This window comes from Rhizobium sp. 01N447_2, from assembly GCF_056399245.1.
Genome location: NZ_JBFTQY010000001.1, coordinates 80,679 through 107,328, shown reverse-complemented (window position 1 = coordinate 107,328; position 26,650 = coordinate 80,679). Strand labels below are relative to the sequence as shown.

General features: G+C 61.7%; 25 protein-coding genes and 1 other RNA gene. 8 read left to right on the top strand and 18 right to left on the bottom strand.

Annotated features, from left to right (window positions below; genetic code table 11):
* Nucleotides 1-68 precede the first annotated feature (68 nt).
* Both AC1ECN_RS00490 and AC1ECN_RS00485 read right to left on the bottom strand, forming a co-directional pair.
* The gene (locus AC1ECN_RS00490) at nt 69-1,058 is read right to left on the bottom strand and encodes a Bug family tripartite tricarboxylate transporter substrate binding protein (RefSeq protein ID WP_018072876.1); all 990 of its coding nucleotides are present in this window, start codon (nt 1,056-1,058) and stop codon (nt 69-71) included.
* A 143-nt stretch (nt 1,059-1,201) separates the two neighbouring features.
* Nucleotides 1,202-3,004, bottom strand: coding sequence for an ABC transporter transmembrane domain-containing protein (locus AC1ECN_RS00485; protein ID WP_130662185.1), 1,803 nt, complete (start codon nt 3,002-3,004; stop codon nt 1,202-1,204).
* Between the two features lie 193 nt (nt 3,005-3,197).
* On the opposite strand from AC1ECN_RS00485, the gene rpmE reads away from it, so the two are divergent.
* Complete coding sequence (gene rpmE / locus AC1ECN_RS00480) at nt 3,198-3,419, top strand: 50S ribosomal protein L31 (protein WP_003542805.1); 222 nt, start codon at nt 3,198-3,200, stop codon at nt 3,417-3,419.
* Nucleotides 3,420-3,569: 150 nt separating this feature from the next.
* Here rpmE and rcdA read toward each other — a convergent pair whose 3' ends face one another.
* The 3 genes from rcdA to AC1ECN_RS00465 all read right to left on the bottom strand — a co-directional run bounded on the left by rcdA (nt 3,570) and on the right by AC1ECN_RS00465 (nt 6,158).
* Nucleotides 3,570-4,085 carry a protease adaptor protein RcdA gene (gene rcdA / locus AC1ECN_RS00475; protein WP_003542804.1) on the bottom strand — a complete coding sequence of 172 codons (516 nt, stop codon included), beginning with the start codon at nt 4,083-4,085 and terminating at the stop codon, nt 3,570-3,572.
* Between the two features lie 390 nt (nt 4,086-4,475).
* Nucleotides 4,476-4,667, bottom strand: coding sequence for a DUF1192 domain-containing protein (locus AC1ECN_RS00470; protein ID WP_024323251.1), 192 nt, complete (start codon nt 4,665-4,667; stop codon nt 4,476-4,478).
* Between the two features lie 192 nt (nt 4,668-4,859).
* The gene (locus AC1ECN_RS00465; RefSeq protein ID WP_024323250.1) at nt 4,860-6,158 is read right to left on the bottom strand and encodes an MFS transporter; all 1,299 of its coding nucleotides are present in this window, start codon (nt 6,156-6,158) and stop codon (nt 4,860-4,862) included.
* Nucleotides 6,159-6,330: 172 nt separating this feature from the next.
* Between AC1ECN_RS00465 and AC1ECN_RS00460 the strand changes: the two genes are divergently transcribed.
* Nucleotides 6,331-6,495: a hypothetical protein gene (locus AC1ECN_RS00460; RefSeq protein ID WP_165406136.1), complete on the top strand. Its 165-nt coding sequence runs from the start codon at nt 6,331-6,333 to the stop codon at nt 6,493-6,495.
* A gap of 45 nt (nt 6,496-6,540) precedes the next feature.
* Here the strand turns inward: AC1ECN_RS00460 and AC1ECN_RS00455 are convergent, their stop codons facing one another.
* The 8 genes from AC1ECN_RS00455 to tkt all read right to left on the bottom strand — a co-directional run bounded on the left by AC1ECN_RS00455 (nt 6,541) and on the right by tkt (nt 16,671).
* Nucleotides 6,541-7,464 (bottom strand): PhzF family phenazine biosynthesis protein, encoded by a 924-nt coding sequence (locus AC1ECN_RS00455; RefSeq protein WP_130662183.1) that lies wholly within the window; start codon nt 7,462-7,464, stop codon nt 6,541-6,543.
* Nucleotides 7,465-7,620: 156 nt separating this feature from the next.
* Nucleotides 7,621-8,646: a class I fructose-bisphosphate aldolase gene (locus AC1ECN_RS00450; protein WP_130662182.1), complete on the bottom strand. Its 1,026-nt coding sequence runs from the start codon at nt 8,644-8,646 to the stop codon at nt 7,621-7,623.
* Nucleotides 8,647-8,970: 324 nt separating this feature from the next.
* On the bottom strand, nt 8,971-10,176 hold the full coding sequence (locus tag AC1ECN_RS00445) for a phosphoglycerate kinase (RefSeq protein WP_024323247.1): 1,206 nt from the start codon (nt 10,174-10,176) through the stop codon (nt 8,971-8,973).
* A gap of 70 nt (nt 10,177-10,246) precedes the next feature.
* A complete protein-coding gene (locus tag AC1ECN_RS00440; protein WP_130673074.1) occupies nt 10,247-12,121 on the bottom strand; it encodes a potassium/proton antiporter in 1,875 nt (624 codons plus the stop codon).
* Between the two features lie 496 nt (nt 12,122-12,617).
* A complete protein-coding gene (locus AC1ECN_RS00435; protein WP_024323245.1) occupies nt 12,618-12,797 on the bottom strand; it encodes a hypothetical protein in 180 nt (59 codons plus the stop codon).
* A gap of 244 nt (nt 12,798-13,041) precedes the next feature.
* Nucleotides 13,042-13,356: a hypothetical protein gene (locus AC1ECN_RS00430; RefSeq protein ID WP_003552580.1), complete on the bottom strand. Its 315-nt coding sequence runs from the start codon at nt 13,354-13,356 to the stop codon at nt 13,042-13,044.
* Nucleotides 13,357-13,605: 249 nt separating this feature from the next.
* Nucleotides 13,606-14,616 carry a type I glyceraldehyde-3-phosphate dehydrogenase gene (gene gap, locus AC1ECN_RS00425; RefSeq protein ID WP_024323244.1) on the bottom strand — a complete coding sequence of 337 codons (1,011 nt, stop codon included), beginning with the start codon at nt 14,614-14,616 and terminating at the stop codon, nt 13,606-13,608.
* Between the two features lie 81 nt (nt 14,617-14,697).
* A complete protein-coding gene (gene tkt / locus AC1ECN_RS00420) occupies nt 14,698-16,671 on the bottom strand; it encodes a transketolase (protein ID WP_130673073.1) in 1,974 nt (657 codons plus the stop codon).
* A 334-nt stretch (nt 16,672-17,005) separates the two neighbouring features.
* On the opposite strand from tkt, the gene AC1ECN_RS00415 reads away from it, so the two are divergent.
* From AC1ECN_RS00415 to ssrS, 3 genes are all read left to right on the top strand, one after another.
* Nucleotides 17,006-17,281 (top strand): DUF4164 domain-containing protein, encoded by a 276-nt coding sequence (locus AC1ECN_RS00415; RefSeq protein ID WP_012758879.1) that lies wholly within the window; start codon nt 17,006-17,008, stop codon nt 17,279-17,281.
* Nucleotides 17,282-17,296: 15 nt separating this feature from the next.
* Complete coding sequence (locus tag AC1ECN_RS00410; protein WP_003542783.1) at nt 17,297-17,674, top strand: cell division protein ZapA; 378 nt, start codon at nt 17,297-17,299, stop codon at nt 17,672-17,674.
* A 69-nt stretch (nt 17,675-17,743) separates the two neighbouring features.
* A non-coding RNA gene (ssrS, locus tag AC1ECN_RS00405) (6S RNA) lies at nt 17,744-17,902 on the top strand.
* Between the two features lie 81 nt (nt 17,903-17,983).
* Here ssrS and AC1ECN_RS00400 read toward each other — a convergent pair.
* The 4 genes from AC1ECN_RS00400 to AC1ECN_RS00385 form a co-directional block, all read right to left on the bottom strand.
* Nucleotides 17,984-19,471 carry an esterase-like activity of phytase family protein gene (locus AC1ECN_RS00400; protein ID WP_477951840.1) on the bottom strand — a complete coding sequence of 496 codons (1,488 nt, stop codon included), beginning with the start codon at nt 19,469-19,471 and terminating at the stop codon, nt 17,984-17,986.
* Between the two features lie 245 nt (nt 19,472-19,716).
* Nucleotides 19,717-20,700 (bottom strand): NAD-dependent epimerase/dehydratase family protein, encoded by a 984-nt coding sequence (locus AC1ECN_RS00395; RefSeq protein WP_075225401.1) that lies wholly within the window; start codon nt 20,698-20,700, stop codon nt 19,717-19,719.
* Nucleotides 20,701-20,797: 97 nt separating this feature from the next.
* Nucleotides 20,798-21,334, bottom strand: coding sequence for a helix-turn-helix domain-containing protein (locus tag AC1ECN_RS00390; protein ID WP_130673071.1), 537 nt, complete (start codon nt 21,332-21,334; stop codon nt 20,798-20,800).
* A gap of 76 nt (nt 21,335-21,410) precedes the next feature.
* On the bottom strand, nt 21,411-21,743 hold the full coding sequence (locus AC1ECN_RS00385; protein WP_018072893.1) for an ArsR/SmtB family transcription factor: 333 nt from the start codon (nt 21,741-21,743) through the stop codon (nt 21,411-21,413).
* Nucleotides 21,744-21,812: 69 nt separating this feature from the next.
* Here AC1ECN_RS00385 and AC1ECN_RS00380 point away from each other — a divergent pair, with 69 nt between their 5' ends.
* The 3 genes from AC1ECN_RS00380 to AC1ECN_RS00370 all read left to right on the top strand — a co-directional run bounded on the left by AC1ECN_RS00380 (nt 21,813) and on the right by AC1ECN_RS00370 (nt 26,029).
* Nucleotides 21,813-22,295 (top strand): SRPBCC domain-containing protein, encoded by a 483-nt coding sequence (locus AC1ECN_RS00380; protein ID WP_477951838.1) that lies wholly within the window; start codon nt 21,813-21,815, stop codon nt 22,293-22,295.
* Between the two features lie 135 nt (nt 22,296-22,430).
* Nucleotides 22,431-23,462 (top strand): phosphogluconate dehydrogenase (NAD(+)-dependent, decarboxylating), encoded by a 1,032-nt coding sequence (gnd, locus tag AC1ECN_RS00375; RefSeq protein WP_018072895.1) that lies wholly within the window; start codon nt 22,431-22,433, stop codon nt 23,460-23,462.
* A 458-nt stretch (nt 23,463-23,920) separates the two neighbouring features.
* Nucleotides 23,921-26,029, top strand: a complete 2,109-nt coding sequence (locus AC1ECN_RS00370; protein WP_477951835.1) for a mechanosensitive ion channel family protein — start codon at nt 23,921-23,923, stop codon at nt 26,027-26,029.
* A gap of 6 nt (nt 26,030-26,035) precedes the next feature.
* On the opposite strand, the gene AC1ECN_RS00365 is transcribed toward AC1ECN_RS00370, so the two are convergent.
* Nucleotides 26,036-26,413 carry a DoxX family protein gene (locus AC1ECN_RS00365; protein WP_027689298.1) on the bottom strand — a complete coding sequence of 126 codons (378 nt, stop codon included), beginning with the start codon at nt 26,411-26,413 and terminating at the stop codon, nt 26,036-26,038.
* Between the last annotated feature and the right edge of the window lie 237 nt (nt 26,414-26,650).

The window sequence follows — 26,650 nt, the reverse complement described above, 5'->3', positions numbered from 1 at the left end:
AGCGTCCAATTGCCGCCGTTTCCATTGGACGCAAGTGAAGGAAGGATGCCGGTACATGCTCTTTCACATTACTCCATCTGGATATTCGCGCCCTTGACGACCGGCCCCCATTTGGCGAGCTCGGCCTTTACATGAGCAGCCAGTTCCTCCGGCGTCGAGCCGACGATGGTGGCGCTGAATTCCTTCATGCGTTCAGCGACGGCAGGGTCGGCAAGCGCCTTTTTAGCCGAGGCGTTGAGACGCATCACCACCTCGTTCGGCGTCTTGGCCGGGGCGAAAAGCGCGTTCCAGGTATAGGTCTCGTAACCTGGAATGCCCGACTCGGCGACAGTCGGCACGTCGGGGAAGGAGGGTGCACGCTCGGCCGTGGTCACCGCCAGCGCCCGCAGGGTGCCGGCCTTGATGTGGCTAGACGAGGAGGGCAGGTTGTCGAACATAATCGGCACCTGGTTGCCGATGACGTCGTTCAATGCCGGACCGGCGCCCTTATAGGGTATGTGCTGCATGCTGACGCCGGCCATGGATTTGAAAAGCTCTCCGGAAAGATGCAACGGCGTGCCGTTGCCCGATGAGGCGTAGCTGTATTTGTCGGGCTCGGCCTTCAGCAGCGCGATCAGCTCCTGCACGGTCTTTGCCGGCAGCTCCGGATTGACGACCAGCACGTTCGGCACGACGACGAGCAGCGAGATCGGCGCAAAATCCTTTTCGGCGTCATAGGGCGTCGATTTCAGGATGAGCGGATTGAGGGCGTGGGTCGCGACCGTGCCCATCAGGATGGTGTAGCCGTCTGGTTCGGCGCGGGCGACGTTACCGGCGCCGAGATTGCCGCCGGCTCCGGCGACGTTCTGGACGATCACTTGCTGGCCGAGATCCTCCGACATCTTCTGCGCAACGATGCGAGCGACGACATCGGTCGAGCCGCCGGCCGCGAAGGGCACGACCATGGTGATCGCGCGATCGGGAAAGTCCGCAGCAGCGGCAGACGCACCGACGGCAAAGGCAAGCACACCGAAACCGAGCGCAAGGCCCGTACGTCGCGTTATATCGGAAAGCGCCATTCCTATCTCCTCCCAAGGATTTCAGCCGCAATATCCCCACCCCGGGGAATGAAGAGGTTAGGGCGGGACGCGCGAAAGACAACCGCAGGAAGGCACGGTGGCGGTCAGACTTTAGTCGCTGTAGGCCGGAAAAGTGGCGGCGGCTATTTCGCCGCGGCGAGCACATCCTCATTGGCGGCGTCGAATTGCAGCCGCGCCAGCCGCGCATAGATGCCGCCGTGGCGGATCAGGCTCTGATGCGTGCCCTCCTCCACGACGCGGCCCTGGTCCATGACGAGGATGCGGTCGGCCTTCAGCACGGTGGCCAGGCGATGGGCGATGACGAGTGTCGTGCGGCCGTCCACCAGGCCGTCGAGCGCCTTCTGCACCAGCGTCTCGCTCTCGGCATCGAGTGCGGAGGTTGCCTCGTCGAGCAGCAGCACGGGCGCGTTCTTCAGGATGGCACGGGCAATGGCGATGCGCTGGCGCTGGCCGCCGGAGAGCATGATGCCGCGTTCGCCAACCTCGGTCTCGTAGCCGCTGTCCAGTCGAGCGATGAATTCGTCGGCCTGCGCGGCAAGGGCTGCGGCGCGGACCTCGTCACGCGAGGCGCCGGGGCGGCCGAAGGCGATGTTGTCATGGATCGAGGCGGCAAAAATGGTGACATCCTGCGGCACGATGGCGATGCGCTGGCGCAGCTCGTCGGGCGTCGTCAGTTGCGCATCGACACCGTCGATCTTCACGCTGCCCTGCTGCGGATCGTAGAAGCGCAGCAACAGCGAAAAGACGGTGCTCTTGCCGGCACCGGAAGGGCCGACGATGGCGACCGTCTCGCCCGGTGTGATGGCGAAGCTTAAGCCATGGAGGGCCGATTTGCCCGGGCGCGCGGGATAGGCGAAATGCACACCGGAAAATTCGACGCGGCCACGGCCGGGCGAAGGAAGAGCTTGCGGGCTGGCGGGGGCGGCGATCGGCGAGACTTCGTCAAGCAATTCGGTCAGCCGGTCGGCAGCACCGGCTGCCTGCGAGAGTTCGCCCCAGACCTCCGAGAGAGCACCCAGCGACCCGGCGGAGATGACGGCATAGAGCAGGAACTGGCCGAGCGTGCCGGCCGAAAGCGTGCCGGCGAGCACGCTGTGGGCGCCGACCCAGAGAACGGCGACGACGCTGCCGAAGATCAGCGTGATGGCGATCCCTGTCAGCAACGCGCGCGAGCGGATGGCGGCGCGGGCGGCCTCGTAGGCGGATTCGACGGCGGTGCCGTAACGCATCGCTGCGGCATCTTCGCCGTTGAAAGCCTGGACGGTGCGGGTCGCGGCGATCGTCTCGTTGGCGAAGGCGGAGGCATCGGCGAGCGTATCCTGGGCGGCGCGCGAACGTTTGCGCACCGAGCGGCCGAAGGCGACGAGCGGGAAGACAATCAGCGGGATCGCTCCGATGACGAGGCTCGAAAGCTTCGGCGAGGTGACGATCATCATACCCATGGCGCCGATACAGAGGATGAGGTTCCTGAGCGCTACGGAGGCAGTGGCGCCGACGGCGGACTTGATCTGCGTGGTATCGGCGGTCAGGCGCGAGACGATCTCGCCGGACTGGTTGACATCGAAGAAGGAGGGCGACAGCCTCGTCACATGTGAAAAGACATCGCGGCGAAGATCGGCGACGATGCGCTCGCCGATGGTGATGACGAAATAATAGCGCAGCGCGCTTGCGACCGCGAGCACGATGGCCATGACCATCAGCATGGCGAAGTAGCTGTTGATAAAGCGACCGTCCGACTGGGTGAAGCCGTGATCGATCATGCGACGCACGGCGAGCGGCAGCGCCAGCGAAGTGACGGCGGCAAGCGCCAGCGACATCAGCGCACCGGCCACCATGGCGCGATAACGCATGACGTAGGGCGTCAGCCTGCCGAGCGGCTGTAGCGACCGCCTTTTGTTTTCCTCAGCCCGTGCCTGCTCTGCCAAATCGTCTCCGATCGCCCGCAGGACCCGCGCAATGCGGCCTGTAGGCTCTTGTTATCTAGGCGTCCTTCATGTATAGGCACCGCATCCTAATGGGAAGCCGTAGCCATCACGACTGCGGCTTCATTTATTCAATCGGTTCGGTGGCTGCAACTGCATGCGGCAAATTGAACTCCGGTATCGCAGGAAGATTGTTATGAAGGCAGGCATCCATCCCGAATATCACATGATCAAGGTGGTCATGACCGATGGCACCGAATACGAAACCCGCTCGACCTGGGGTTCGGAGGGCGCTGTCATGAACCTTGAAATCGATTCCAAGTCGCATCCGGCCTGGACCGGCGGCAACCAGCAGCTCATGGACCGCGGTGGCCGCGTCTCCAAGTTCAACAAGCGTTTCGGCGGCCTCGGCCTCTAATCGTTTTTGCTCGACGGAATTCGAAGAGCCCGGTTTTGCCGGGCTTTTTTGCGTTTGCAGGGGTTCGGGAATGCCGGTGTTCAGCAGCAAACAAAAAACCGGCTGCGTAAGACGCAGCCGGTCCGTATCGAAGAAGTCTCGCAGAACCGGTCAGTTGTTGCCGAAGGCGGTCTGCAGCAGGGAAAGCTGAGCCTGGACGCTGTTCTGATTATCATGAACGATCACGGCTTCGGACGGGCGGTAGATCTCGCGGTCGAGCAGGGCAATGCGGTTCTGCAGACGCAGCGAGCGCTCGACGAGGTCTCGGAAGGATTCCGGCAGGTCGCCCCAGCCGGGCGCGGCGCGGTCGACGTTGAAGCCGTCGAGACGGACCTTGTTCTTTTCGGCCAGTACCTGGTCGCGGGACATTTCGCCATTGTTGACGGCGCGCTGCAACAGCAGCCAGGAGGCCATCTGCATGAGGCGGGTGGTGAGACGCATCGATTCCGCGGCGTAAAGAACCGAGGCCATCCGCGGCAGAACCTTGGAGGCGGCGCGGCCCTGGCCGTCGAGGTAGGCGGCAGTCTCTTCGACCAGCGACATGCCTTCCGCGTAAAGTGCCTTGAACTGCGAGGATGCAGCGGCGCGGCCTGCAAAACTGATCGTGTTCAATCCAACTTCCGACATCGCAATAGTCCCTGTTTGCACGCAGCTACATATATTCAGGTAACGCCGGCACCGACGGAAAAGTTTCCGGGGCCCGTCTTTATGACTTTAAGATGGTATCATTAGCCCAAATGCGCAAGCCGTTTCTTAAGAAAGGGTTAATCTCCACAGTTTCGTGGAAGTGCGCCGGCCATGGGAAAAAGAAGAGCCGCAAACGCGGCTCTCAAGGTAAAACAGGGAGAAAAATCAGACCAATTCACCGCTTGGAAAACTGTCTGAGATCCAGAGAAAATCCGGATGAATATAGTAATACCTTATAAAGCTTAATATTTTATTAACATTGTGCTGAATTAAGACTTGAGGCGGTCTGTTTTGTCCACCTATAACCTTGTTTTTCGAGGTTTTAGCTGATTACGAGCGGAACAAGCTTTCCGCCGCCTGCCGCCCGGAGGCCTTGCGAGTGGCCTCGGCCTCGAGGCGGGCGATCTCCGTCTTCAGCAATTCCACCCGCGCTTTCAACTCGTCGACCGAAAGCATGGAGAGATCGGCACCGATCTCGTGGCCGACTTTCTTCTGCGGCCGGTCGTCATCGATGAAGCTCATGGTTCGTCCTCCGTTTGCTGCCTATAGCTTTTCACGCAAGTGCGGACGCAAAACCGCTGCGCAGTTTTGCCGGAATTGCTCCAGAGCATGATGCCGAAAAGTGTGAGCGGTTTTCGGACGACATCATGCTCGCACTATATAATGTAGAACAGGATTCAAATTTTAGGCCGACCCGGCCTAAATCATCCTTTTCTAGCCGAACTTTACAGCAGGATCGTCGCTTTCGGGAGATTTTCCGGTTTCGGGAGGTTTGCTGGTGCCGCGGTCGGCAAGCGACATGCTTTGCGGTGTCAGCATCGGCGAGGTGCCGGTCGGGATCGTCGTGTAGGCGTCGCGGTCGCTGGCGGGGATCGCAGCGCGGATGCGGCTTCGGATGATGGCGTAAACGGTGATCAGCACATGGGCGATGGCGGTGACGAGGAAAAGCGCATGCGGAGTGATTGCCGACATGACGGGACCGCTGATCGTCGGGCCGATCACCGTGCCGATGCCGTAGAGCAGCAGCAGGCCGCCGGAGACCTTGACGAAGTCCTCCGACGCCGCGAAGTCGTTCGCGTGGGCGACGGCGATCGGATAGAGCGTATTCGCCACTGCGCCGTAAAGGACAACGAGCCCGATCAGAAAGGCGGGGGACGTGGGGTGAAGCAGAAAGATCAGCAGGCCGGCAACGGCGGCGATCCCCGACATGGCGGCGAGCACGTAGCGCCGGTCGATGCGATCGGAGAGCCGGCCGGCGGGCAGCTGCATTACGGCGCCGGCGAAGATGGTGGAGCTCATCATGACGGCGATACTGGTGTCGGAAAGGCCGGCGCCGGCGCCGAAGACGGCGCCGAGCGTGCCGTAGGCACCGTTGGCGATACCGACGAGCAGGATGCCGAGGCAGGAGACCGGCGAGTTGCGATAGAGCGCCGGCAGGTCGAGGCGCACTGCCTTCAGCGGCTGCGGCGAAGCGGCGGTCGACAGCGTCGTCGGCAGCATGGCGATGCAATAGAAGATGCCGCAGATCATGAACAGCACCGGCGTGCGCACATCCTCGAGCGGGATCATCATCTGGCCGCCGACGACGCCGAGCAGTGTGATGCCGATATAGAGCGAGAAGATCGCGCCGCGGCTCTCGTTGCTGGCGCGCTCGTTCAGCCAGCTTTCGATGATCATCGACGTGCCGGCGGTGGAGAAGCCGGTGACGGCGCGCAGGACAACCCACCAGACCGGATGAATGATGATGCCGCTGACCAGCGCGATGATGGCGATGATCGAGATGAAGCCTGAAAAGGCACGCACATGGCCGACGCGGCGCACGATCTTCGGCGCAACCAGGCAGCCGATGACGAAGCCGCCTGCCCATGAGGTGCCGAGCAGGCCGAGCGTCGTCGTTGCGTAGCCTTCGAGATTGCCGCGCACAGGAAGCAGGATGCCCTGCAGGCCGTTGCCCATGAAAAGGAAGAGCGTGCCAAAGAGCAGCGCGGCGACGGATAGAAGGTTTCTTTTCATTTCCCCAGACTCGGTCTCAGCGATTTGCAATGGACATAAGGCAAGACCTGCGTCAGCCCAGTCTCAAGATGATTGATTGTGCCCCGGAATGTCTTTACGGCGTGTGGAGATCCTGTGTTCGCGCGGAAAAATGTCCGTCCTGTGACATTCCGAAAAACGGAAAAAATAAAGCATGACAAAGCTGATAGCCTTGCTGCTCATCCTTGCCATGGCGATACAGGTGATCAAGCCGCTTGGGCTTCCCGGCCTCAGGCGGCGGATGGATTTCTGGAAGATCGCGCTGATCGCTTTCGGCGTCTGGGCATTGGCTCTGCTTTCGCGCGATTTCCTGATGTAACCCTGAATTACATATAACCGGGGGCTACGACCCGACCTGCGACCGTCAGTCCTGCAAGCTAATTTCTCCGCGCATGACGGAAACGCAGCTTCCCGAAATGACGACATCGGTGACGATGCCGTTGGATTTCACGACATCAAGGGTGATGACGCTGCGGCGGCCCATTTCGATGCCCTGTTCAATGGTGATGCGGACGTTCATATCAGTCTCCGGCGCCAGCGAAACGAGATAGGCGCCAAGCGCGGCTGAAGCGCTGCCGGTTGCCGGGTCCTCGGGCACATTGTCGAGCGGCGCGAACATGCGGGCGCGGATATTCCATGGATTTTCGGCTGCTCTCACATAGACGAAAAGCGAGAAGTCGTGGCCGCTCGTCGTCTGGCGGCCGGCAGCTGCCTGGAACCCGGCGAGGCTCGGGCGGGCAGCGGCCAGCGCTTCGAGCCCGTTCAGTTCCGCGACGGCGAAGTTCAGGCCGACCGAGGCAAAGACCGGGGCATGGGTGGTGCTGACGATGACGCCGGGGTCGAGCGAGACGCAGCCGGCGACGGTTTCCTCGGCAATGGTATCGCCGATCGTCAGCGGCTGCGGCGCGCGGATGGCGGCGGCCGCAACCTTTCCGCCGCTGCGTTTCAGGTTGACCTCGACGATGCCGGCCCTTTCCTCGAAGCGCAGCGTATCGCCGACCGGCTTGCCGAAGATCTCCGCTTGCTGGCCGAGCACATAGGCCGTGCCGACGTTCGGGTGGCCGGCGAAGGGTATTTCCATCGTCGGGGTGAAGATGCGCACGCAGGCGGAATTCTGAGCGTCTTCCGGCGGCAGCACGAAGGTGACTTCGGAATAGCTGAACTCGGTGGCGATCTTTTGCATCGCCGCATCGCTCAGACCGCGCGCATCGGAAATGACGGCAAGCGGATTGCCCTCGAAGCGGGTGGAGGTGAAGACATCGACGGTGACATAGGAGAGGGTGTTCATGGCGGCTCCTGTTGTGACAGGGCGCTATGAGTAATCACGGTTTTTCGCGGAACGAAGCGGTTTCTTGTCGCCGTGACAATGAGAGGCAGGAGAGAGGGATGGCAGGGGCGGCTACGCTGCGTTTGCCGTCCCTGCCCAAGTCCTAAGCGTTTATAGTCAGGCGGCCTTTTCCAGGTCCTTCTTCCAGTTGCCCTTGGCGGCGAGGCTGTTCATCTCGGCGCGGTGGGTGAATTCGCGCTGGCCGGCGGCGACATTTTCCTGCTTGCCGTTCCAGGCCTTGAGCGCGCTGTCCTGCAGGGCGCGACCGTAGGAGAAGGTGACGAACCAGGGCAGGTGGCCGATGGCATTGATCGCCGAAAGGTGGGCTGTCGCTTCTTCGGTCGTCTGGCCGCCGGAGAGGAAGGCGATGCCGGGAACGGCAGGCGGAACGGTCGCCTTCAGCACCTTGACGGTGCGTTCGGCAACTTCCGCGACCGAGGCCTTGCGGGCGTTCTTGCCGTCGATCACCATGTTTGGCTTCAGGATCATGCCTTCGAGATTGACGCGGGCGTCGGCGAGTTCCTCGAAGACGATGCGCAGCGTGAACTCGGTCACTTCGGCGCAGCGGTCGATATTGTGGTCGCCCGGTTTGCCGTCCATCAGGCATTCCGGCTCGACGATCGGAACGATCCCGGCCTCCTGGCAGAGTGCGGCATAACGAGCAAGCGCCTGAGCGTTGGCGCGGACGGAACCGCGGGTCGGCAAGGTCGGCGAGATGGCGATGACGCCGCGCCACTTGGCGAAGCGGGCGCCGGCTTCATAATATCTGGCAAGGCGCTCGCCGAGGCCATCGAGGCCTTCGGTGATGGTTTCAGCGGGATATTTGGCCATCGGCTTGGCGCCGGTATCGACCTTGATGCCTGGAATGGCGCCGGCTGCGCGGATGATATCGACGAAGGGCGTGCCGTCCGCAGCCTTCTGGAACAGCGTCTCTTCGAAGAGGATGACGCCGGAGATATATTTCTTCATCGCCTCGTCGGAGCGGAAGAGCATTTCGCGGTAGTCGCGCCGGCTCGTTTCGGTCGATTCGAGATTGATCGCGTCGAAACGCTTCTTGATGGTGGAGGTCGATTCATCGGCGGCGAGCAGTCCCCGGCCGCCCGTAACCATCTGCATTGCAATGTCTTCCAGTCGTTCGCTCATTTCGTTCTCTCCACAACAATAAACATCGGCACTTCAGGAATATAGAACGCGGATAACAGAAGTTTATAGGGAGGAAAATGGAGGGCTAAGTCATTGAAACGATTGAATTCAATTCAATCGTTTGAAAGTTGGGATTTTTTTCGCCCTCTGAGCAAAAGACCGCGGAAGCTTCTTTTCTTCCGCGGTCTATCCACATGTAAAAACTGCGAAATCAGTCTTACCGGTTACCTACAGCGCCGCGCGTCTTTTCAGACGCGCAAAGGACGCTGTAGCACTTTGACTGGCTGCATCATTATGACCTTAAATCGGTTCTGATTTAAGAAATTATGCAGCAGCGGCGTTGAGGACGGCGACGCCGGGAAGCTCCTTGCCCTCCATCCATTCGAGGAAGGCACCGCCGGCGGTCGAGACATAGGTGAAATCGTCGGCAACGCCGGCATGGTTGAGCGCCGAGACGGTATCGCCGCCGCCGGCAACGGAGGTGAGCTTGCCGGCCGCAGTGCGCCCAGCGGCATATTTCGCAGCAGCGACGGTTGCAGCATCGAAGGGTTCGATCTCGAAGGCACCGAGCGGGCCGTTCCAGACCAGGGTTGCGGCGCGCTCGATCCAGGCGTTGATGGCCTCGACGGATTTCGGGCCGACATCGAGCACCATGGCATCGGCGGGAATGGCGTTGATATCGATTGTCTCGTTGGCGGCGCCGGCCTTGAACTCGCGGGCGATCACGCCATCCTCCGGCAGGATGATGGCGCAGCCGGCGGTGGCCGCCTCGATCATGATCTGCTTGGCGGTTTCGGCGAGATCATGTTCGCAGAGCGACTTGCCGACATTGGTGCCGCGGGCGGCGATGAAGGTATTGGCCATGCCGCCGCCGATGACGAGCGCATCGACCTTCTTCACGAGATTCATCAACAGGTCGATCTTGGTGGAGACCTTGGCGCCGCCGACGATCGCGACGACAGGGCGCGCCGGATCGCCGAGGCCCTTTTCCAGCGCCTCCAGCTCGGCCTGCATGGTGCGGCCGGCATAGGCCGGCAGGTGGTGGGCAAGGCCTTCGGTCGAGGCATGGGCGCGGTGGGCGGCCGAGAAGGCATCGTTGACATAGATATCGCCGTTGGCGGCAAGCGCCTTGGTGAAGTCGGGGTCGTTCTTTTCCTCGCCCTTGTGGAAACGGGTGTTTTCCAGAAGCAGGATATCGCCGTCATTCATCGCGGCGACGGCGGAGGCGGCGGCCTCGCCGATGCAGTCGGACGCCGTCAGCACGGCATGATCAAGCACTTCCTCGACGGAAGGGGCGATCAGCGACAGCGACAGATCCGGCGAAGGACCATCCTTCGGCCGGCCAAAATGAGCCAGAAGGATCACCTTGGCGCCCTTCTCGGACAGTTCGAGGATCGTCGGCGCCACACGCTCGATGCGCGTCGTATCGGTGACCTTGCCGTCTTTCACCGGGACGTTGAGGTCGACGCGGACGAGAACGCGCTTGCCGCTGAGGTCGGAAAGATCGTCGAGGGTCTTGAAGGAAGGCATGGGGAGGATCCTGTCGTGGTTGGCGAAAGTTGCGCCGAACATAGCAAGGATCATTCGAGACGCAAGGCGTTCAGCGGCCGTTTTCGCGTGTGCCTTCGTCGCGTCCGGCCGGGGCTTTCGGCGGAGTTTCGGATACCGCGTTTTCCCGGTTCCGGCGCCCGTTCAACCGGTCGCGGACGCGCTGGATGATGTCCTTGAGATTGATGAAGATCGGCAGCGTTATCGCCGGCTCGACCGCTTCGAGCGACATGCCGACGGAAGTGACGTGGTCGTGCTCATCGAGATCGCGGACGATGAGGATGATCGAGCCGAGGCGGACGCGGTCGGCATAATCGGCCTTGCCGCCGAGGCGCTGTCGCATCAATTCGGCGATCGTCAGGCCCTTTTCGGATTCGTTGAGCAGGCCGGGGCCATAGGCGGCGTCGAGATCGGCGGCGGGGCGGGCAGGAGAGAGCGCGAAGGCGCCGAAGAATTCCGCATCGTCGTCATCGACAGGCGCACGGCTGGCGAAGAGCCGGTCGAGCAGGCGGGAGTAGCTCGGGACGATGAAGAGGTAGACGAGATCGTTCTCGCGCAGCCGCCCGGCATATTGATAACGCATCGACTTGCCGTCGCGGATGACGAGCGAGGGTGTCGCCCAGCGCGGAATGCGTTCGCCGCGCAGCACCGGGCTATCCTTGATGACGCGGTAGGAGAGCAATTCGTGGTGGGCGGCACCCGGCAGGTCGACCTCAACCTTGTCGACGGCGCCGATGCGCGGCGGAATGATCAGCCCGAGCTTTTTGGCGACGGGCTTGATCGTCCAGCCCTGGACGAGCAGCGAGACCAGCACGATGATGAAAGCGGTGTTGAAATAGATCTGTCCGTTCTCAAGCCCACCGAGGATCGGCATGATGGCAAGCAGGATAGAGACGGCGCCGCGCAGGCCGACCCAGGCGACGAAGCCGATCTCTTGCTGCGTGTAATCGAAGGGAAGCAGCGACAGCCAGACCGCCAAGGGTCGGGCGACGAAGATCAGGAAGAGGGCCAGCAGAATAGCCGGCACGATGATGACAGGGAATTGCGACGGCGTGGCGAGCAGGCCGAGCACCAGGAACATGATGATCTGCGCCAGCCAGGTCATGCCGTCCTGGAAGCGCTTGATGGTGCCGATCGCCTGCATCTTGCGGTTTCCGGCGTAGATGCCGGCGACATAGACGGCGAGGAAGCCGCTGCCGCCGACCGCGCCGGTGAAGGAGAAGACGAGAAGAGCGAGCGCCAGCACGAAGATCGGCGTCAGGCCGCGATCGGTATCGAGCCTGCTGACGATCAGCACGATCATCATGCCGCCGAGCAGGCCGAGAATGACGCCGAGGCCCATCTGCTGCACGAACATGGCGAGCATGCCGATATTGATGCCGGCGTAACGCTCGCCGCTCGCCAGCACCTCGACAAGGGCGATGGTGAGAAAGATCGCTATCGGATCATTGGTGCCGGATTCCACTTCCAGCGTCGAGCGCACCTTGTCGCGAATGTTGATGCCGCCGATGCGCAGCAGGAAGAAGACGGCGGCGGCATCCGTCGATGCGACGATCGAGCCAAGCAGCAGACCTTCCAGCCAGGTGAAGTTCAACAGCCACATGGCGGCGAAGGCAAAGAGCGAGGCGGTGATCAGCACACCGACCGAGGCGAGCGCCAGGGAGGGCACGGCCGCCAGCCGAAAGGCCTGCATCGGCGTACCGAAGCCGGAATCGAACAGGATGACGGCCAGCGCGATGGAGCCGAGAATATAAGCGAGATAATTGTTGCTGAACTCGATGCCGAGGCCGTCGACGCCGGCGGCAAGGCCGATCATCAGGAAGAGCAGCAGCAGGGGAGCGCCGAAGCGGAAGGCGAGCAGGCTCGAAAAAGCGGCAAGAAGCACGAGCGCCGTCGAAACCAGCACCACGATATAGAACGCTTCCATGCCCACCCCTTTCCATCGACTGCTTTGCGAACACAGCCGCCCCGGCCGATCCGCCTCTATTCAACCCCTCCGTCACGCGCGGCGATCCGTCAGTAAACGGCAAAACGTCAGAGAAGGGTAGGCCTTGCGGCTTAACCTCGTCGCGATGCTGCTTCATGCTGCTGAACGGCTGCCGGACGGCCAACCGACACGGAATGCTACGGGAGAAATTCTCTATAAAGAATGTATAGGAAAATCAGGCGAGAGCAGGGCAAAAAAGACAGGCACGGATTTTTCCTGCCGGTATCTGCGAATGGCAACAGAATAAGACACGCTCCCTTTCAAGCGGCCCGTTTGCCTTGTCCGATGAAAGGAAGACTGGATTGCAGGCGCGGATGCGGAAAGCGGGGAAAATGAACGCTGAGATTTTTCGATAGCGGGAGGAAAATGCCAGCCGCCCAGCGAGAGCAGCCGGCTGTAGTTTTGTGCCAGAAGCGGCCGGCCGGCCCTTGCTCTGCTATCCCAACACTGCCTGAAGTATGATGATGGCGAGAAACGAAAGGCCAATGAACGCGGCAACCCAGATGACCAGACGATTAGCCTTTGCCAGCACGGCAGGTCTGACGTCCCGCTTGGGGTGAAACCGTTGCCGCCGTTTGAGGGTGGTGTGGGACAAGCGTTTTTGTGCCTCTACCATTTATCACCTCCACTTGGCTCACTTTAGCTATTGTGCGCTGTGCATTTCCTCAATCTAGCACGCTTGGCCAGCGGATTGCCAACCCGTGATCCATCCTTGCGGCCAGGGAAGTCGTCGATGATGGTTTAGCAGGGACGTCTATCGAATTCGAACCCGAGGCAGCCTCAACTGCACCGCCATCCTGTCCTGCGAACGGCGGCGCTTCTATATGACTTCGAAACCGGAAAAAGATGCGGATCGTCGCTCAGTCTTCTGTGTCTTCGCCCTCGTCGGTCAGATCCGCGACCGGGACCAGGAAAACGACGAACTCGTCCTCGATGGTCCGTTCGGGATCGTCGTCGAATTCATAGGCGTGCTCGACTTCGCTTGCTTCCTCGGTGGTCGCCTTGCGCAGGCTCAGGGCCGCTTTGCGGTCCCAAAGCGGCTTGCCTTCGGATTCCAGGACGGTCAGATCGTCGCGAAAGTCTTCCGCCTCGAAGAAATGCGTCGCTTCCTCGTGATTTTCCGAGCGAAAACTGGCAACGGCGCGGCCGGCGATTTCAACGGTAAAGTAATCCATCCATCTCTCTCATTTTCATGCGGGCGACAGCGCTACCGCACGGTATTGGCGTTCCGCACCTGGCCGGTGGCCGATGCGGCGTGAGGAAACTGGGCATTTGGAATGTCCAGGGTGACGTATTCTAGCAGATCTCATCCGGGCAATGGGCGAAAAGATGCCAGTGCGGGAAGGCCGGTTTCGTTTGGAGGCACGGCAACAAAAAGCGGCCCGGTTTCCCGGGCCGCTTGCATGTCGATGCCTCAAGAGCGCTCAGATGAGCTTGGCGAAAGCGACTGCCGTGTCGGACATGCGGCTGGAGAAGCCCCACTCGTTGTCGTACCAGGACAGGACGCGCACGAAGTTRCCTTCCATGACCTTGGTCTGATCGGTTGCGAGGATCGACGAGTGGCTGTCGTGGTTGAAGTCACGGGAGACGAGCGGCTCGTCGGTGTAGCCGAGGATGCCCTTCAGCTTGCCGTTTGCAGCAGCCATGATGGCTTCGTTGATTTCGCCAACGCTGGTCGCCTTCTTGGAGACGAACTTGAAGTCGACGACCGAAACGTTCGGGGTCGGAACGCGGATGGAGGTGCCGTCGAGCTTGCCTTTCAGATGCGGCAGAACGAGGCCGACTGCCTTGGCTGCACCCGTCGAGGTCGGGATCATCGAGAGGGCGGCCGCGCGGGCGCGATACAGGTCCTTGTGCATCGTGTCGAGCGTCGGCTGGTCGCCGGTATAGGAGTGGATGGTCGTCATGAAGCCGTGGTCGATGCCGACGGCGTCGTCGAGAACCTTCACGACTGGCACCAGGCAGTTGGTGGTGCAGGACGCGTTGGAGATGACCAAGTGCTCCTTGGTGAGCTGGTCATGGTTGACGCCGAAGACGACCGTCAGGTCGGCACCATCGGCCGGTGCCGAGACGATGACGCGCTTGGCGCCGGCGGTCAGGTGAGCGGCAGCCTTGTCGCGGGCGGTGAAGATGCCGGTGCATTCCATCGCGATGTCGACACCGAGTTCGCGGTGCGGAAGCGTTGCCGGATCCTTGATCGCCGTGACCTTGATCGGCTTGCCGTTGCCGACGATGATCGTGTCACCCTCGACCTTCACCGTTGCCGGGAAGCGGCCGTGGATCGAGTCGTAGCGCAGCAGGTGGGCGTTGGTTTCAACCGGGCCGAGATCGTTGATGGCGACGACTTCGATGTCGGTGCGGCCGGATTCGACGATGGCGCGAAGGACGTTGCGGCCGATGCGGCCGAAACCGTTGATGGCAACCTTGACTGTCATGTTCATTCACTCCCGATAGAGTAGGGCCCGATAGCGAGGGCCTGGAATTGAGGAGATGGAGAGCGCCTCAAGGCGCCCTCATTAAAGCTTTGCTTCCGCGGCCGCAACGACGGCGTCGGCGGTGATGCCGAAATGCTTGTAAACTTCCTTGACCGGGCCGGAAGCGCCGAAGCTCTTCATGCCGATGAAGGTGCCTTCCGGTCCGATGAACGCATCCCAGCCTTCGCGAACGGCGGCTTCGACGGCGATCTTGACCGGCGAGTTGCCGAGGATTTCCTTGCGATAGGCTTCCGGCTGCTCGAAGAACAGTTCCGTGCAGGGAACCGATACGACGCGGACGGTGACGCCCTTGGCTTCGAGTGCCGTACGGGCTGCAACGGCGATTTCGACTTCGGAGCCGGAGGCGAAGATCGTCACCTTGGCGTCGGCATTGCCGGCGAGCACATAGGCGCCCTGTTCGCAAAGGTTCTTTTCGGTGTATTCGGTGCGCGCTGCGAGCAGGTTCTGACGCGTCAGAGCAAGGCCCGAAGGACGGTTGTGCGTCTTGATGGCGATCTGCCAGCATTCCGCCGTTTCCGTAGCGTCGGCCGGACGGAAGACCATCAGGTTCGGGATGGCGCGCAGACCGGCGAGCTGTTCGACGGGCTGGTGCGTCGGGCCGTCTTCGCCGACGCCGATCGAGTCATGCGTCAGGACGTGAATGACGCGGATGCCCATCAGCGAAGCGAGGCGGATCGGCGGACGGCAATAATCCGAGAAGATCAGGAAGCCGCCGCTGTAGGGGATGAGGCCGCCATGCAGCGCAATGCCGTTCATGGCAGACGCCATGCCATGCTCGCGGATGCCCCAATGCATATAACGACCGGCGAAATCCGTCGGGGTGATCGAATGCATCTGGCTGGTCTTGGTGTTGTTCGACGGCGTCAGGTCGGCGGAGCCGCCGAGCGTTTCCGGCAGGAAGCCGTTGATGACCTCAAGCGCGTCTTCCGAAGCCTTGCGGGTCGCAACCGTCGGCTTGGTCTCGGCGAGCTTCTTCTTAAATGTGCTGATCGCGGCGTCGAAACCTTCCGGCAGCTCGCCTGCCATGCGGCGGGTGAACTCGGCTTTGGCCGGAGCCTTGGCGAGGCCGTCTTCCCAGGATTTGACGAGGTCAACGGAGCGCGCGCCGGCTGCACGCCAGCTGTCGAGAACGTCCGAGGGGATGACGAAGGCTTCGGCTTCCCAGTTCAGTGCCTTGCGGGTGGCTGCGATTTCTTCGGCGCCGAGCGGGTTGCCGTGGACCTTGTGGGTGCCCTGCTTGTTCGGGGCGCCGAAGCCGATGATCGTCTTGCAGGCGATGAAGGTCGGCCGGTCGGACTTCTGGGCAGCTTCGATCGCGTCGGCGATAGCGGCCTGATCGTGACCGTCGATCTCGATCGTGTTCCAGTGAACCGCCTTGAAGCGGGCGACCTGGTCGGTGGAATCCGACAGCGACACGGCGCCGTCGATGGTGATCGAGTTATTGTCCCAGAACAGGACGAGCTTGTTGAGCTTCAGGTGGCCGGCGAGCGCGATGGCTTCGTGGCTGATGCCCTCCATCAGGCAGCCGTCGCCGCAGATCGCATAGGTGTAGTGATCCTGGAGATCGGAGCCGAACTCCTCGCGCAGCTTGCGTTCGGCAATCGCCATGCCGACGGAATTGGCAATGCCCTGGCCGAGCGGACCGGTCGTCGTTTCGATGCCTGTGGCATGACCGTATTCCGGATGGCCGGCAGTCTTCGAGCCGAGCTGGCGGAACTGCTTCAGATCTTCGATCGTCATGTCCGGATAGCCGGTCAGATACAGCACCGAATAGAGCAGCATTGAACCATGGCCGGCTGACAGCACGAAGCGATCGCGGTTCGGCCAGTGCGGCTTCTTCGGATCGAACTTCAGATATTTGGTGAACAGGACCGTTGCCACGTCGGCCATGCCCATCGGCATGCCCGGGTGGCCCGAGTTCGCCTTTTCAACGGCGTCCATGGCGAGAAAACGGATCGCATTCGCCATCCGGTCGTGTTGTTCGGGAGAGGTCATGGCTTTTCCGCAAGTTCCGGGTGTCGGGGGGATGGCCTCGAGCCTCCAAGACCATCGAGTGAAAGCGGCAGAGACATAGCAGTTGGGACGGGCAAGTCAATAAATGGCAGGCCAAATCCGGGCACGCAGCGGCGATTTTTGACATTTGATCGCGCGATTGTACAAATGACGAATCTGATGTGGCGAGCCTATGTAAAACGCTCATCCACAGGATAGGCCGGTGGGCAAGTGACAGGATTTATTGACGGGCCGTCGGCGAGCTGCATATCCTTTTGAAATCGCAGGATCGGCGCGGCGTGCCGATTCGCGGATCCTGCGCGGGAATCGGAAAGACATGATGCCCACAGGCAAAACCATGGAAGCAGCGCTCAACGAATTGAGACAGGCGATATCGAGCCTCGAAAACGCCGTCGACATGCGCGTCGAGCGGCAGCGCGAGCAGGGCGAGATCGAGGGCGAGGTGCGGCGTGTGCACGCCGACCGTTCCCGGCTGGCGCAGGAGCTCGACCAGGCCGAATTCCGCGCCAACCGGCTGGAAGAGGTCAATCGCGAGGTATCGCGGCGGCTGGTGACGGCCATGGAAACGATCCGCGCGGTTCTGGATCGCTGATAGAAAGAGTTTGGCATGGCGCAGGTGACGGTAACGATCGACGGCAAGGCCTATCGCATGGCCTGCGAGGAGGGGCAGGAGGATCACCTGACCGATCTCGCCACCCGCTTCGACCGCTATGTCGGCCATCTCAAGGATCAGTTCGGGGAAATCGGCGATCTCAGGATCACCGTCATGGCCGGCATCATGATCACGGACGAGATTGCCGAGCTGACGCGCCGCGTCGCCGGGTTGGAGTCCGAGCTCGAGACGCTGCGCGGCAATCGCGATACGGTGCTTGCAGCCACCGCCCGGACCGAGGAAAATCTTGCGGCAGCGCTCAGTGAAGTGTCGAGCCGCATCCGCGGCATCACCGACAAGCTGAACGGCCGGTCCGCCCCCGAACTCAATTGATCTCAATTAAATAGGGGCGGCCTTCCGTCGCCACTGGCGCGCCAGCACAAACGACCTTATATATCGCCATGCGGTCTGCGCCTCTCGACAGGAACCACAATCCCTGGGGCCATACTCGATCCAAAGGGAGCTGTCCCTGGCCAGGCCCGTGGGCCTGGACACACGGCGCCCACCTACGTTTGTAGGCACCCAGGATCGTAAACATCCATCGGTGGTCGTGGATCGCACCGTTTCCTTCCATTTTCAGCGAAGACGCCGGATATGGCGGGCGAACGCGGGTTGCCCGTTCGCCCTTCTTCAGCGCGTCCGTTACTTCTTCAGACCTGGAAGGGTGACCTGGAAGACCTGGAACATGGTGTCGACGTCGGCACCGCCGTCCGCCTTGTAGGCGGCACCCACCTGGAAACCATCCTGCGTCAAGAAGTCGTTGTCATTGGCGACGAACAGGAAGTAGTCGTCCGGCAGGTTCGGGTCGAGAACGCTCGCCAGACCCATGGCTTCCCACTTTTCCGACAGATTGTTCTTGTCGTTCGGCGCGCCGTTGTGCAGGCCGAAGCGGGTGAGATCGGTCTTGTCGTTGAGGTCGATGAAGGGTGTCAGCGTCGCCGGCGTCAGCGAGGGATCGATGACGCCCTTCGGCGCGATCGGCTTGCCGTCATCGAAATCGCTGCCGGCGATGTCGGTCGCGGCGGAAATGTCGACGATGTCGACCTTGCGGTAGAGCGAGGTGTCGCCCTTCAGGCCCTGGCCGTTGCCGCTGTCGCGGGCGAGCATCAGGAAGGTCTTGTCGGACAGGGCGACGATTTCGCTCTCGGCGGCGATCGTCGTCTTGTCCTTGGCGTCCTTGAAGTCCGGCAGCGGCACGACATATTCGTGCACCAGTTTCAAGTGATCGGGATCGGCGGCGTCATAGATCATGGCGCGGGTATTCTGGCGGGTCGAGCCGGAATCGCCGCCGTCCTGGCGGGCGACCGACTGCAGCACAGCGATGATGAACTTGCCATCAGGCGTCATCGCCATGCCTTCGAGACCCTGGTTGTTCTGGCGGCCGGTCTCCGGATCTTTCGGGTCCGGAGCGGAGGCGCCGGAGCCGGGATTGTTGGAGGCAAAGCTCAACGCGCCCTTGCGCATCGGCAAAAGCGCCTTCGGCGGCTGGGTGGCGGAGAGCAGGTGTCCGTCAGCGGCGAAGTGATAGATATAAGGCCCGTATTCGTCGCTGACGAACATGCTGCCGTCGGCCATGCGGATGATGGCTTCATTGTCGAGCGCGATCTTGCCGTTCGTCGCCTGCGGCAGCGCGGGAAAACTACCGGCAGCGGGGCGGACGCCGGATTCCGGGTCGAGACCGGTCATGTCGCCGCCCCTGTCGTCGACGAAGAGTGTGGAATCGACGAGCTTTGCGTCGACGCCCGACTGTTCCTTGCCGACCTCGGGTGCCGCACCCGGAGCGGTCGGCGTCAGGCCGATCGAGATGGTGTTCAGACGTGGCCGGTAATCAACGGTGCCGACGGCGTTGTAACCGCGGTCGGGCAACAGGTAGAGCGTGCCCTTGTAGCCGGCGCCGTCGCGGCTCCAGGCGGCGGGATCGATCGCCATGCCCGAGCCGGAACCGAAGGTCTCGCCGAATTTGTCACGCTGGTTGGCCGGAATGCGGCCGATGCCCACCAAGCCCTTGTTGACGAAGGTGAGGCCGCCGACGGTGGCGGAATTCTCGGCCATTGCGACGACTGGCGCGGCGGCGGATGCCGCGAGAACCGCGGCGAACAGCCGCGATGCGTATGGTCTGACATTCTTCATGGAAATACCCTCTCGGTCAAAAGCGCTCTCGAAACGGCTTCCGCCCGCAGGCTGGACACCGCTTCAAATGACACCCCGGCCTGGATTCGATTTCCCGATGGCACAACACGCCCTGGATTTCGTCGCCACATATCCCCGGCAGACGGTCTATGACGGGATCGTGATATCTGGATGACACTTCTCAGCGAAAGCGTCATGCTGGAGAGGAAGTCGGGCTTTCGCGTGTCCGCATTCCAGCTGCTGCTCTATCCGACCGGGTAAGGCCCTTCGGCGAAGACCTCATCGTGGTAGCCCTTGGAGCCGACATTCAGCGCCAAAGGGCTTCGCCACTCCCTGTTGTCGCGCAGGCAATCGAGCACGAAACGGAAATCATATCGCGGCTGCCAGCCGAGTTCCCGCCTTGCGCGTTCGTTGACATAGACACGGTCGAGCGAAGGAAACATCTTCCAGCCGCGTGATGCGTAAAGGGCGCCTGCACCCGGGAACAGTCGTTCGACGACGTGAGGCGCGTCGCGCCGGATCGCGGCGAGATCACTTGCCGAAAACGGCGTCGTGGCGGAGATGATGTAGCGGCCAAAGCCGATTGCCGGCGCCTTTTCGAGCGCCAGCAGATGGGCGCTGACCACGTCGCTGATATCGACGCGGCGGTGAAGAAGCTCGTTGGCCTGGGCATTCTCTGCCGAATAGCCGTTACGAATATCAGGATTGTCGTCGTTTTCGGGAAAGAAACGCGACGTCCTGAGAATGACCACCGGCAGGCCGGACTTGCGGGCGAAGAGTTCGCACAAGCCTTCGGCGGCGAGTTTCGTTACGCCGTAGATGTTTTTCGCGACGGGAAGCACGTCCTCAGTCACCCATGCCGCCGGTTCGCCGGCAGCCGGCGTTAATGCCGCACCGAAGGTGCTGGTGGTGCTGGTGAAGACGAAGCTTGCAACGCCTGCTGCGACCGCTTCTTCGAGCAGGTTGAGGGTGCCGGCGATATTGGTGTCGAGGAAATCGTAATTGCCGTGGGTTGCCACATGCGGTTTGTGCAGCGTCGCGGCATGGATGACGTGGCTGATGCCTGACATCGCCTGCCGGACGAACGCGCGATCACTGATCGAGCCGACCATGTCGGTAAAAGCCGAGGGCTTGATATCGATGCCGCGCACCCAGCGGCTTTCCGCCCTCAAGGTCCGCATCAGCGCTTCGCCGAGATGGCCGGCACTTCCCGTCACCAGTATCGTCATCACATCGTCTCCTGACCGTTCGGCGGCGGACGCTATAAAGACTAAGGTTTTCAGACAACGCATAAATTATGCATGGGCGTGCAGGAAAGCTTGAGGCTCAGCCGATGGTCGTAACAAGGCGGCCAGTGCTGCCGTCGGAAAGCATGATCCGTTCCCAGGTCACGCGGCCGGCGGCGATCGGCAGCAGCGCATTGCCGTTCGCGCCGGTATCGAGGGTCAACGACGAGAGCCTGCCCTCATGCCAGCCGCGCTCCTCCAGCGACTGCTCGGCGGCGGCGATTTCGGCGGATACATAAGAGAATAGGGAGCGGCCGAGAAAGGCGCCGAGCGGCGCCCGCCACTCTGCCTGCCTCGGGCGGGAGGCGGAGAGCAGCCGGTGGGTGCGGTCGCAGATCAGATGCACCGGCCGGACGGAATCCTCGACCAGCCGTTTCAGCGCCGTATCGACTGCTGCATATTGCGGTGAGGCGAAAATCCGTTCCAGCTTGGCGGCCTGTTCGCCCGACAGGGCGAGCTGATCGCGCTCCCAGCGTGAGACCGTCGCCTGGTTGACGCCGAGGAGTTCGGCGAGATGTTCCTGCTTCATGCTGCGCAGCAGCCGCCTGCGGCGTATGCCGGCGCCCGATATCGTCATCTGCCTGATCCCGTGCCGTTTTGGCCAGCATAAGGCTTGGGCTGGCCGGCAAGCAAGCTGTTGGGCGGCCGGATCATTATTCGGGCTGGCCCTCGAGGTCGTCTTTCAGCCGGTCGAGAATCGACAGGGAATGTCCGGCATAGGTGCTGATCCAGCGGTCATAGATGTGTTTGATCGGCAGGCTGTTCAGGTGGTTCCAGCGCTCGCGGCCTTCCTTCCTGGCGATGACCAGGTCAGCCTCTTCCAGCACCTTCAGATGCTGCATCACCGTACAGCGATCCATCTGCGGAAACGTCTCGCAAAGGGTCCCCGTGGTTCGGGGGCCATCCTTGAGCAGATCGAGGATTTCGCGGCGGCGATGATGCGCCAGCGCCTTGAAAACGGGGTCGTCGGTTGATTCGCTTGACATGTTATATTTTTATAACATAATGGCGCCAAGGACAATGGAACAGACACACTGGAGAAGAGGAGAAGTGTCATGTCTCTCGGAATCCGCATTTCCGGCCGTGTCGGTCGCCCCGTTGCAGAGGTGTTCGATGCCGTCGTCAACCCGAAGAAGCTCAGCAGCTATTTCACCACGATCGGTGGGGCGAGCGCGCCGCTCGTGAAGGGCACGACGGTCACCTGGTGGAAGGATGCGCCAGTCGAGGTCGTCGAACTCRTGCCGGAAAGCCGCATCGTGCTTCGCTGGGATGGCGGCACTGGCGAGGACGAGGCAAGATACAAGACGCTGGTCGAGATGAACTTCAAGCCGCTGGAGGATGGCGGGACGCTGGTGACGATCGCCGAGACCGGCTGGCGCGAAGACGATGCTGGCCGGCGCGGCACCTATCTCAATTGCGAAGGCTGGACGCAGATGCTCTGCTGCATGAAGGCTTTCGTTGAATATGGCATCAATCTGCGCGAGGGCATGTTCCTCAGCGAAATGAAGGGTGAGCCGGCCAGCGCGCCGGACATTTGACGATACGTCGATCTCAGCGAGATCGGCGGTGCAATCGTCGCATTCGCCGATATCACCGAGACTTTGCTTGCCTGTCACACTGCGGGTGCTAATTTCCGGATTCGATACTTCACTTCGGTTTCCAGGAGATTCATTATGCAGCTTGGCATGGTTGGTTTGGGCCGCATGGGCAATTATATGGTCCAGCGCTTGATGCGGGGCGGTCACGAATGCGTCGTTTACGACGCCAGGCCGGAAAGCGTTGCCGAGCTCGCCGGCCTCGGCGCGACCGGCAGTGCTTCGCTTGCGGAATTCGTCTCGAAGCTGACCCATCCGCGCGCGATCTGGCTGATGCTGCCGGCGGCGATCGTCGACAAGGTGCTGGCGAGCCTGATGCCGCTGCTTGAGAATGGCGATATCGTCATCGACGGCGGTAACTCCTACTACCACGACGATATCCGCCGCGGCGCCGAACTCATCACCAAAGGTATCCATTATGTCGATGTCGGCACCAGCGGCGGCGTCTTCGGCCTCGAGCGCGGCTATTGCCTGATGATCGGCGGCGAGAAGGGCATCGTCGAGCACCTTTCTCCCGTCTTCGCAACGCTGGCACCCGGCGTCGGCAAGACGGAAGCCTCGCCGAACCGGAGCGCCGAAGCGGCTGCTGCCAGCACCGCGGAGCAGGGTTACCTGCATTGCGGCCCGCATGGCGCCGGTCATTTCGTCAAAATGGTGCATAACGGCATCGAATATGGCCTGATGGCCGCCTATGCCGAAGGTATCAATATTCTGAAACACGCCAATATCGGCGCCGCCTCGCATGAGGCCGATGCGGAAACCGCGCCGCTCGCTCATCCGGAACATTTCCAATATGACTTCAACCTGCAGGATGTCGCCGAAGTCTGGCGCCGCGGCAGCGTCATCACCTCCTGGCTGCTCGATCTCACGGCCGATGCGCTGCATGCCGATCCCGCACTTTCGAAATATGCCGGCCGCGTCTCGGACAGCGGCGAAGGCCGCTGGACGATCATGGCGGCAATCGACGAAAGCGTGCCGACGCCGGTGCTGAGCGCTGCACTCTACGGCCGCTTCTCCTCGCGCGATAACGACGAATTCGCCAACAAGGTGCTGTCGGCGATGCGCGCGGGCTTCGGCGGCCACGTGGAAAAACCGGTCGCGAAATCCTGAAGGCAAGCGACTTCACTCACGGTTCCGGCAAATCCGTCATCCTGAAATGGCGAGCGCGGCGTTTCGTTTCGAGGAGGCGGCGACGTTGACCTTTCCTAGAGCCTTTCCTGGTCAGATTGCAGCATTCTGCCCGAGCAGGTTTTCGTCAGGGCATACCTCTTGGTACGTCCGAGCCGATCGCCTCTGCCCTGGCGCAAAGATGCCCGGCCCTTCGGGTTGGCTGAAACGGGCCGGCTGATCGACCGGCCGGCTTGGCCGTAGAGCTGGGCTACGACGCGCGCCGGCCGGTCGACCATCCGACTCCGTTTGAGCCAACAGAATGCTGCAATCTGACCAGGAAAGGCTCTAGCCATCAGTATGGGTTTCCTACTGCTTGCTGGCGGCAACGGTCGCGAGTATCCATTGCAAAATGTCGGCGCTGCTTTGCACAAGCGACCGACATTTCATTGGAGGCGGTCATGGAGCGTGGCATGGCAKGGGGCTTGAAGGCCSTCATATTCGGCATACTGGCATTGCTTGCGCTTTTTTCGGCGGCTGCGCCTGGCTTTTCCCAGACGCCGCCAGCGCAAGTGCCGGCGGCCGCCCCACCGGCCGAGGTGCGTGAGATGATGGAGCTCATGCAGACGCCTCAGGTCAAACAATGGATGTCGACGCAGATGGCGGCGGCGCCGGCGAGCGATTCCGCGGTCGGCGACCAGATGTCGGTCTTGTCAGGTCTGCTCCAGCATGCCCGCCGGCACGTCTCGATGGTCTCCGATGCGGCGATGATGCTGCCCTCACAGGTCGGCCATGCTTCTTCGCTGTTCTTCGGTGAAATCGCCGCCGCCGGCTGGCCGCGCATGGCGGCGCAGTTTCTGGCGATTTTCCTGCTCGGCACCATCGTCGAGCGCATTGCCCGCTATGCCTTTCGGCGCCGCCGCCAGGCGGCGCAGATGGCGGGCATGCATCTTGCCCCGCGCGTCATCCCGGCGATGATCTTTGCCGTGGCGACGGCGCTTGCTCTTCTTAGCGTCAGCTGGCCGCCGGTCAGCCAGAGCATCGCGATCGTTTGCGTTGTCGCGCTCGTGGTCCAGCGCTTCACGATTTGCCTCGGAGGTGTCCTGGTCGATCTCATCGGGCTGGCGCGGGTGGAGGAAGAACGGCAGGGTGTCACCGCTGCGATCATGCCGGCGCGCGCGGTTGCATTCTTCTGGTATCGGCGCTGTGCGACTTTCGTCATCTATTTCATATTCGGCTGGGCGGTGATCCAGTCGATGGAGCCGCTCGGCTATTCCTCGAGCGTCCGGCTCCTCATCGGCTACATCCTCGGCATAGGCCTGTTGCTGATCGCGATCGAGGCGGTCTGGTCGCGGCCGCACAAGGACGAGAAGCGCGGTCACGGGACCTCCTGGGCGCTCACCGTCTATTTCCTGGTGCTCTGGAGCCTCTGGGTCGCAGGCTTCAACTGGCTGCTTTGGCTCGGCATTTACGTGCTGCTGCTGCCGCGCGTGCTTGCCGTCTCGACGATTGCGGTAAAATCGCTGCAGCAGACCGAAGCGAGCTTCCTTGCCACGCGCCGCATTGCAGCCGTACTGCTCGACCGCGGCGTGCGGGCGCTGATCATTGCCGTCGCCGCCATCTGGCTTGGGCGTATGCTCGGCGTCGGTGCCGATACGATGGCCGCCGGCGAAACGATGATCGACAAGATCGCGCGCGGCGTAATCGGCGGCATCGTCATCCTGCTTGCCGCCGATCTGCTCTGGCATGTCATCAAGGCTTATATCGACGGCAAGCTGCTCGATTCATCCGTGGATGGCGGAGCAACGGATGAGGAGAAGGCCAAACGCGCGCGGATACAGACGCTGTTGCCGATCTTCCGCAATATTCTCGCCGTCGTGATCGCCGTCATTGCCGCTCTGATGGTGCTCTCCGGACTCGGTATCGAGATCGGGCCGCTGATCGCCGGCGCCGGTGTCGTCGGCGTTGCGGTCGGCTTCGGCGCTCAGACCATCGTCAAGGACGTCATCAGCGGCATGTTCTATCTCTGGGACGATGCCTTCCGCATTGGCGAATATATCGAAAGCGGCAGCCACAAGGGCGTAGTCGAGGCCTTCAGCCTGCGCTCGGTGAAGCTCAGGCATCATCGCGGGCCGCTGACGACGGTGCCGTTCGGCGAACTCGGCGCAGTGAAGAACCTCAATCGCGACTGGACGATCGACAAGATCAGCCTCAACGTCAAATACGACACCGATCTCGTCAAGGCGAAGAAGGTGATCAAGCAGATCGGCCAGACGCTGCTCGAAAATCCGGAATTCGGCCCTCATATCATCGAGACGCTGAAGATGAAGGGTGTCGAGCAGTTCGGCGAATTCGCGATCGAAATCCGGCTGTCGATGATGACGAAGCCCGGCGAGCAATTCGTCATCCGCCGCAATGCGCTGGCGATGATCCGCAATGCCTTCCAGGAAAACGGCATCGAATTCGCCGTGCCGACGGTGCAGGTGGCGGGCGACCGCGATGCGGAGGTGGATGCTGCCGTCGCGCGCTACGCCGCGCATGCGCGGGCGGGCGGCGAGCCGGCGGCATGAACCGCCTCACATCGCGCCGGCGGCTGCGATCAGCAGGCCGCCGATGATCGCCATGTTCGTCTTCCAGGTATTGATCGCGCTGTCGCGCGCCGTTCCCTGCATGTCCCAGAAATTCAGCAGCATGACGGTGGCGGCCAGCGTGAAGATGATGAGACCGAATGCCGCTGCCGTGACAAAAAGGCCGAGCATCAGCAGGATGCCCGCGACGATCTGAAACAGGCTGCCCAAGACCAGCACCCATTTCGCAAAAGGGACGCCGCGGGTTTCGATCGCCTCGGTCAGCGGCACGATGACGAAAAAATGATGAATGCCGCCAGCGACATAGAGACCGCCCAGCAGCAGACGTCCGAGGGCAAGCATCACAAAGGCCGAACCATCCTGCATATCGAACCGTTCTCCTGCGTCTCAACTCTCCGTCGAGGGCAAGGCTCTTCCGAAGCTTACGAAAATGCAATGCACCGTGACGCCCGCCTGCGCAAATTCGCCCCAATTGAGGATGATTGAGGCGCAGGCGGCGGGGCTGGGGTAGCGGCGGCATGGCTTCATAGAGCTTATATGCCTCTCATGTTACGTCTTTCGAAATGATTCCCGCCAAGCTGGCAGTTGCAGCAGGGTACGAGA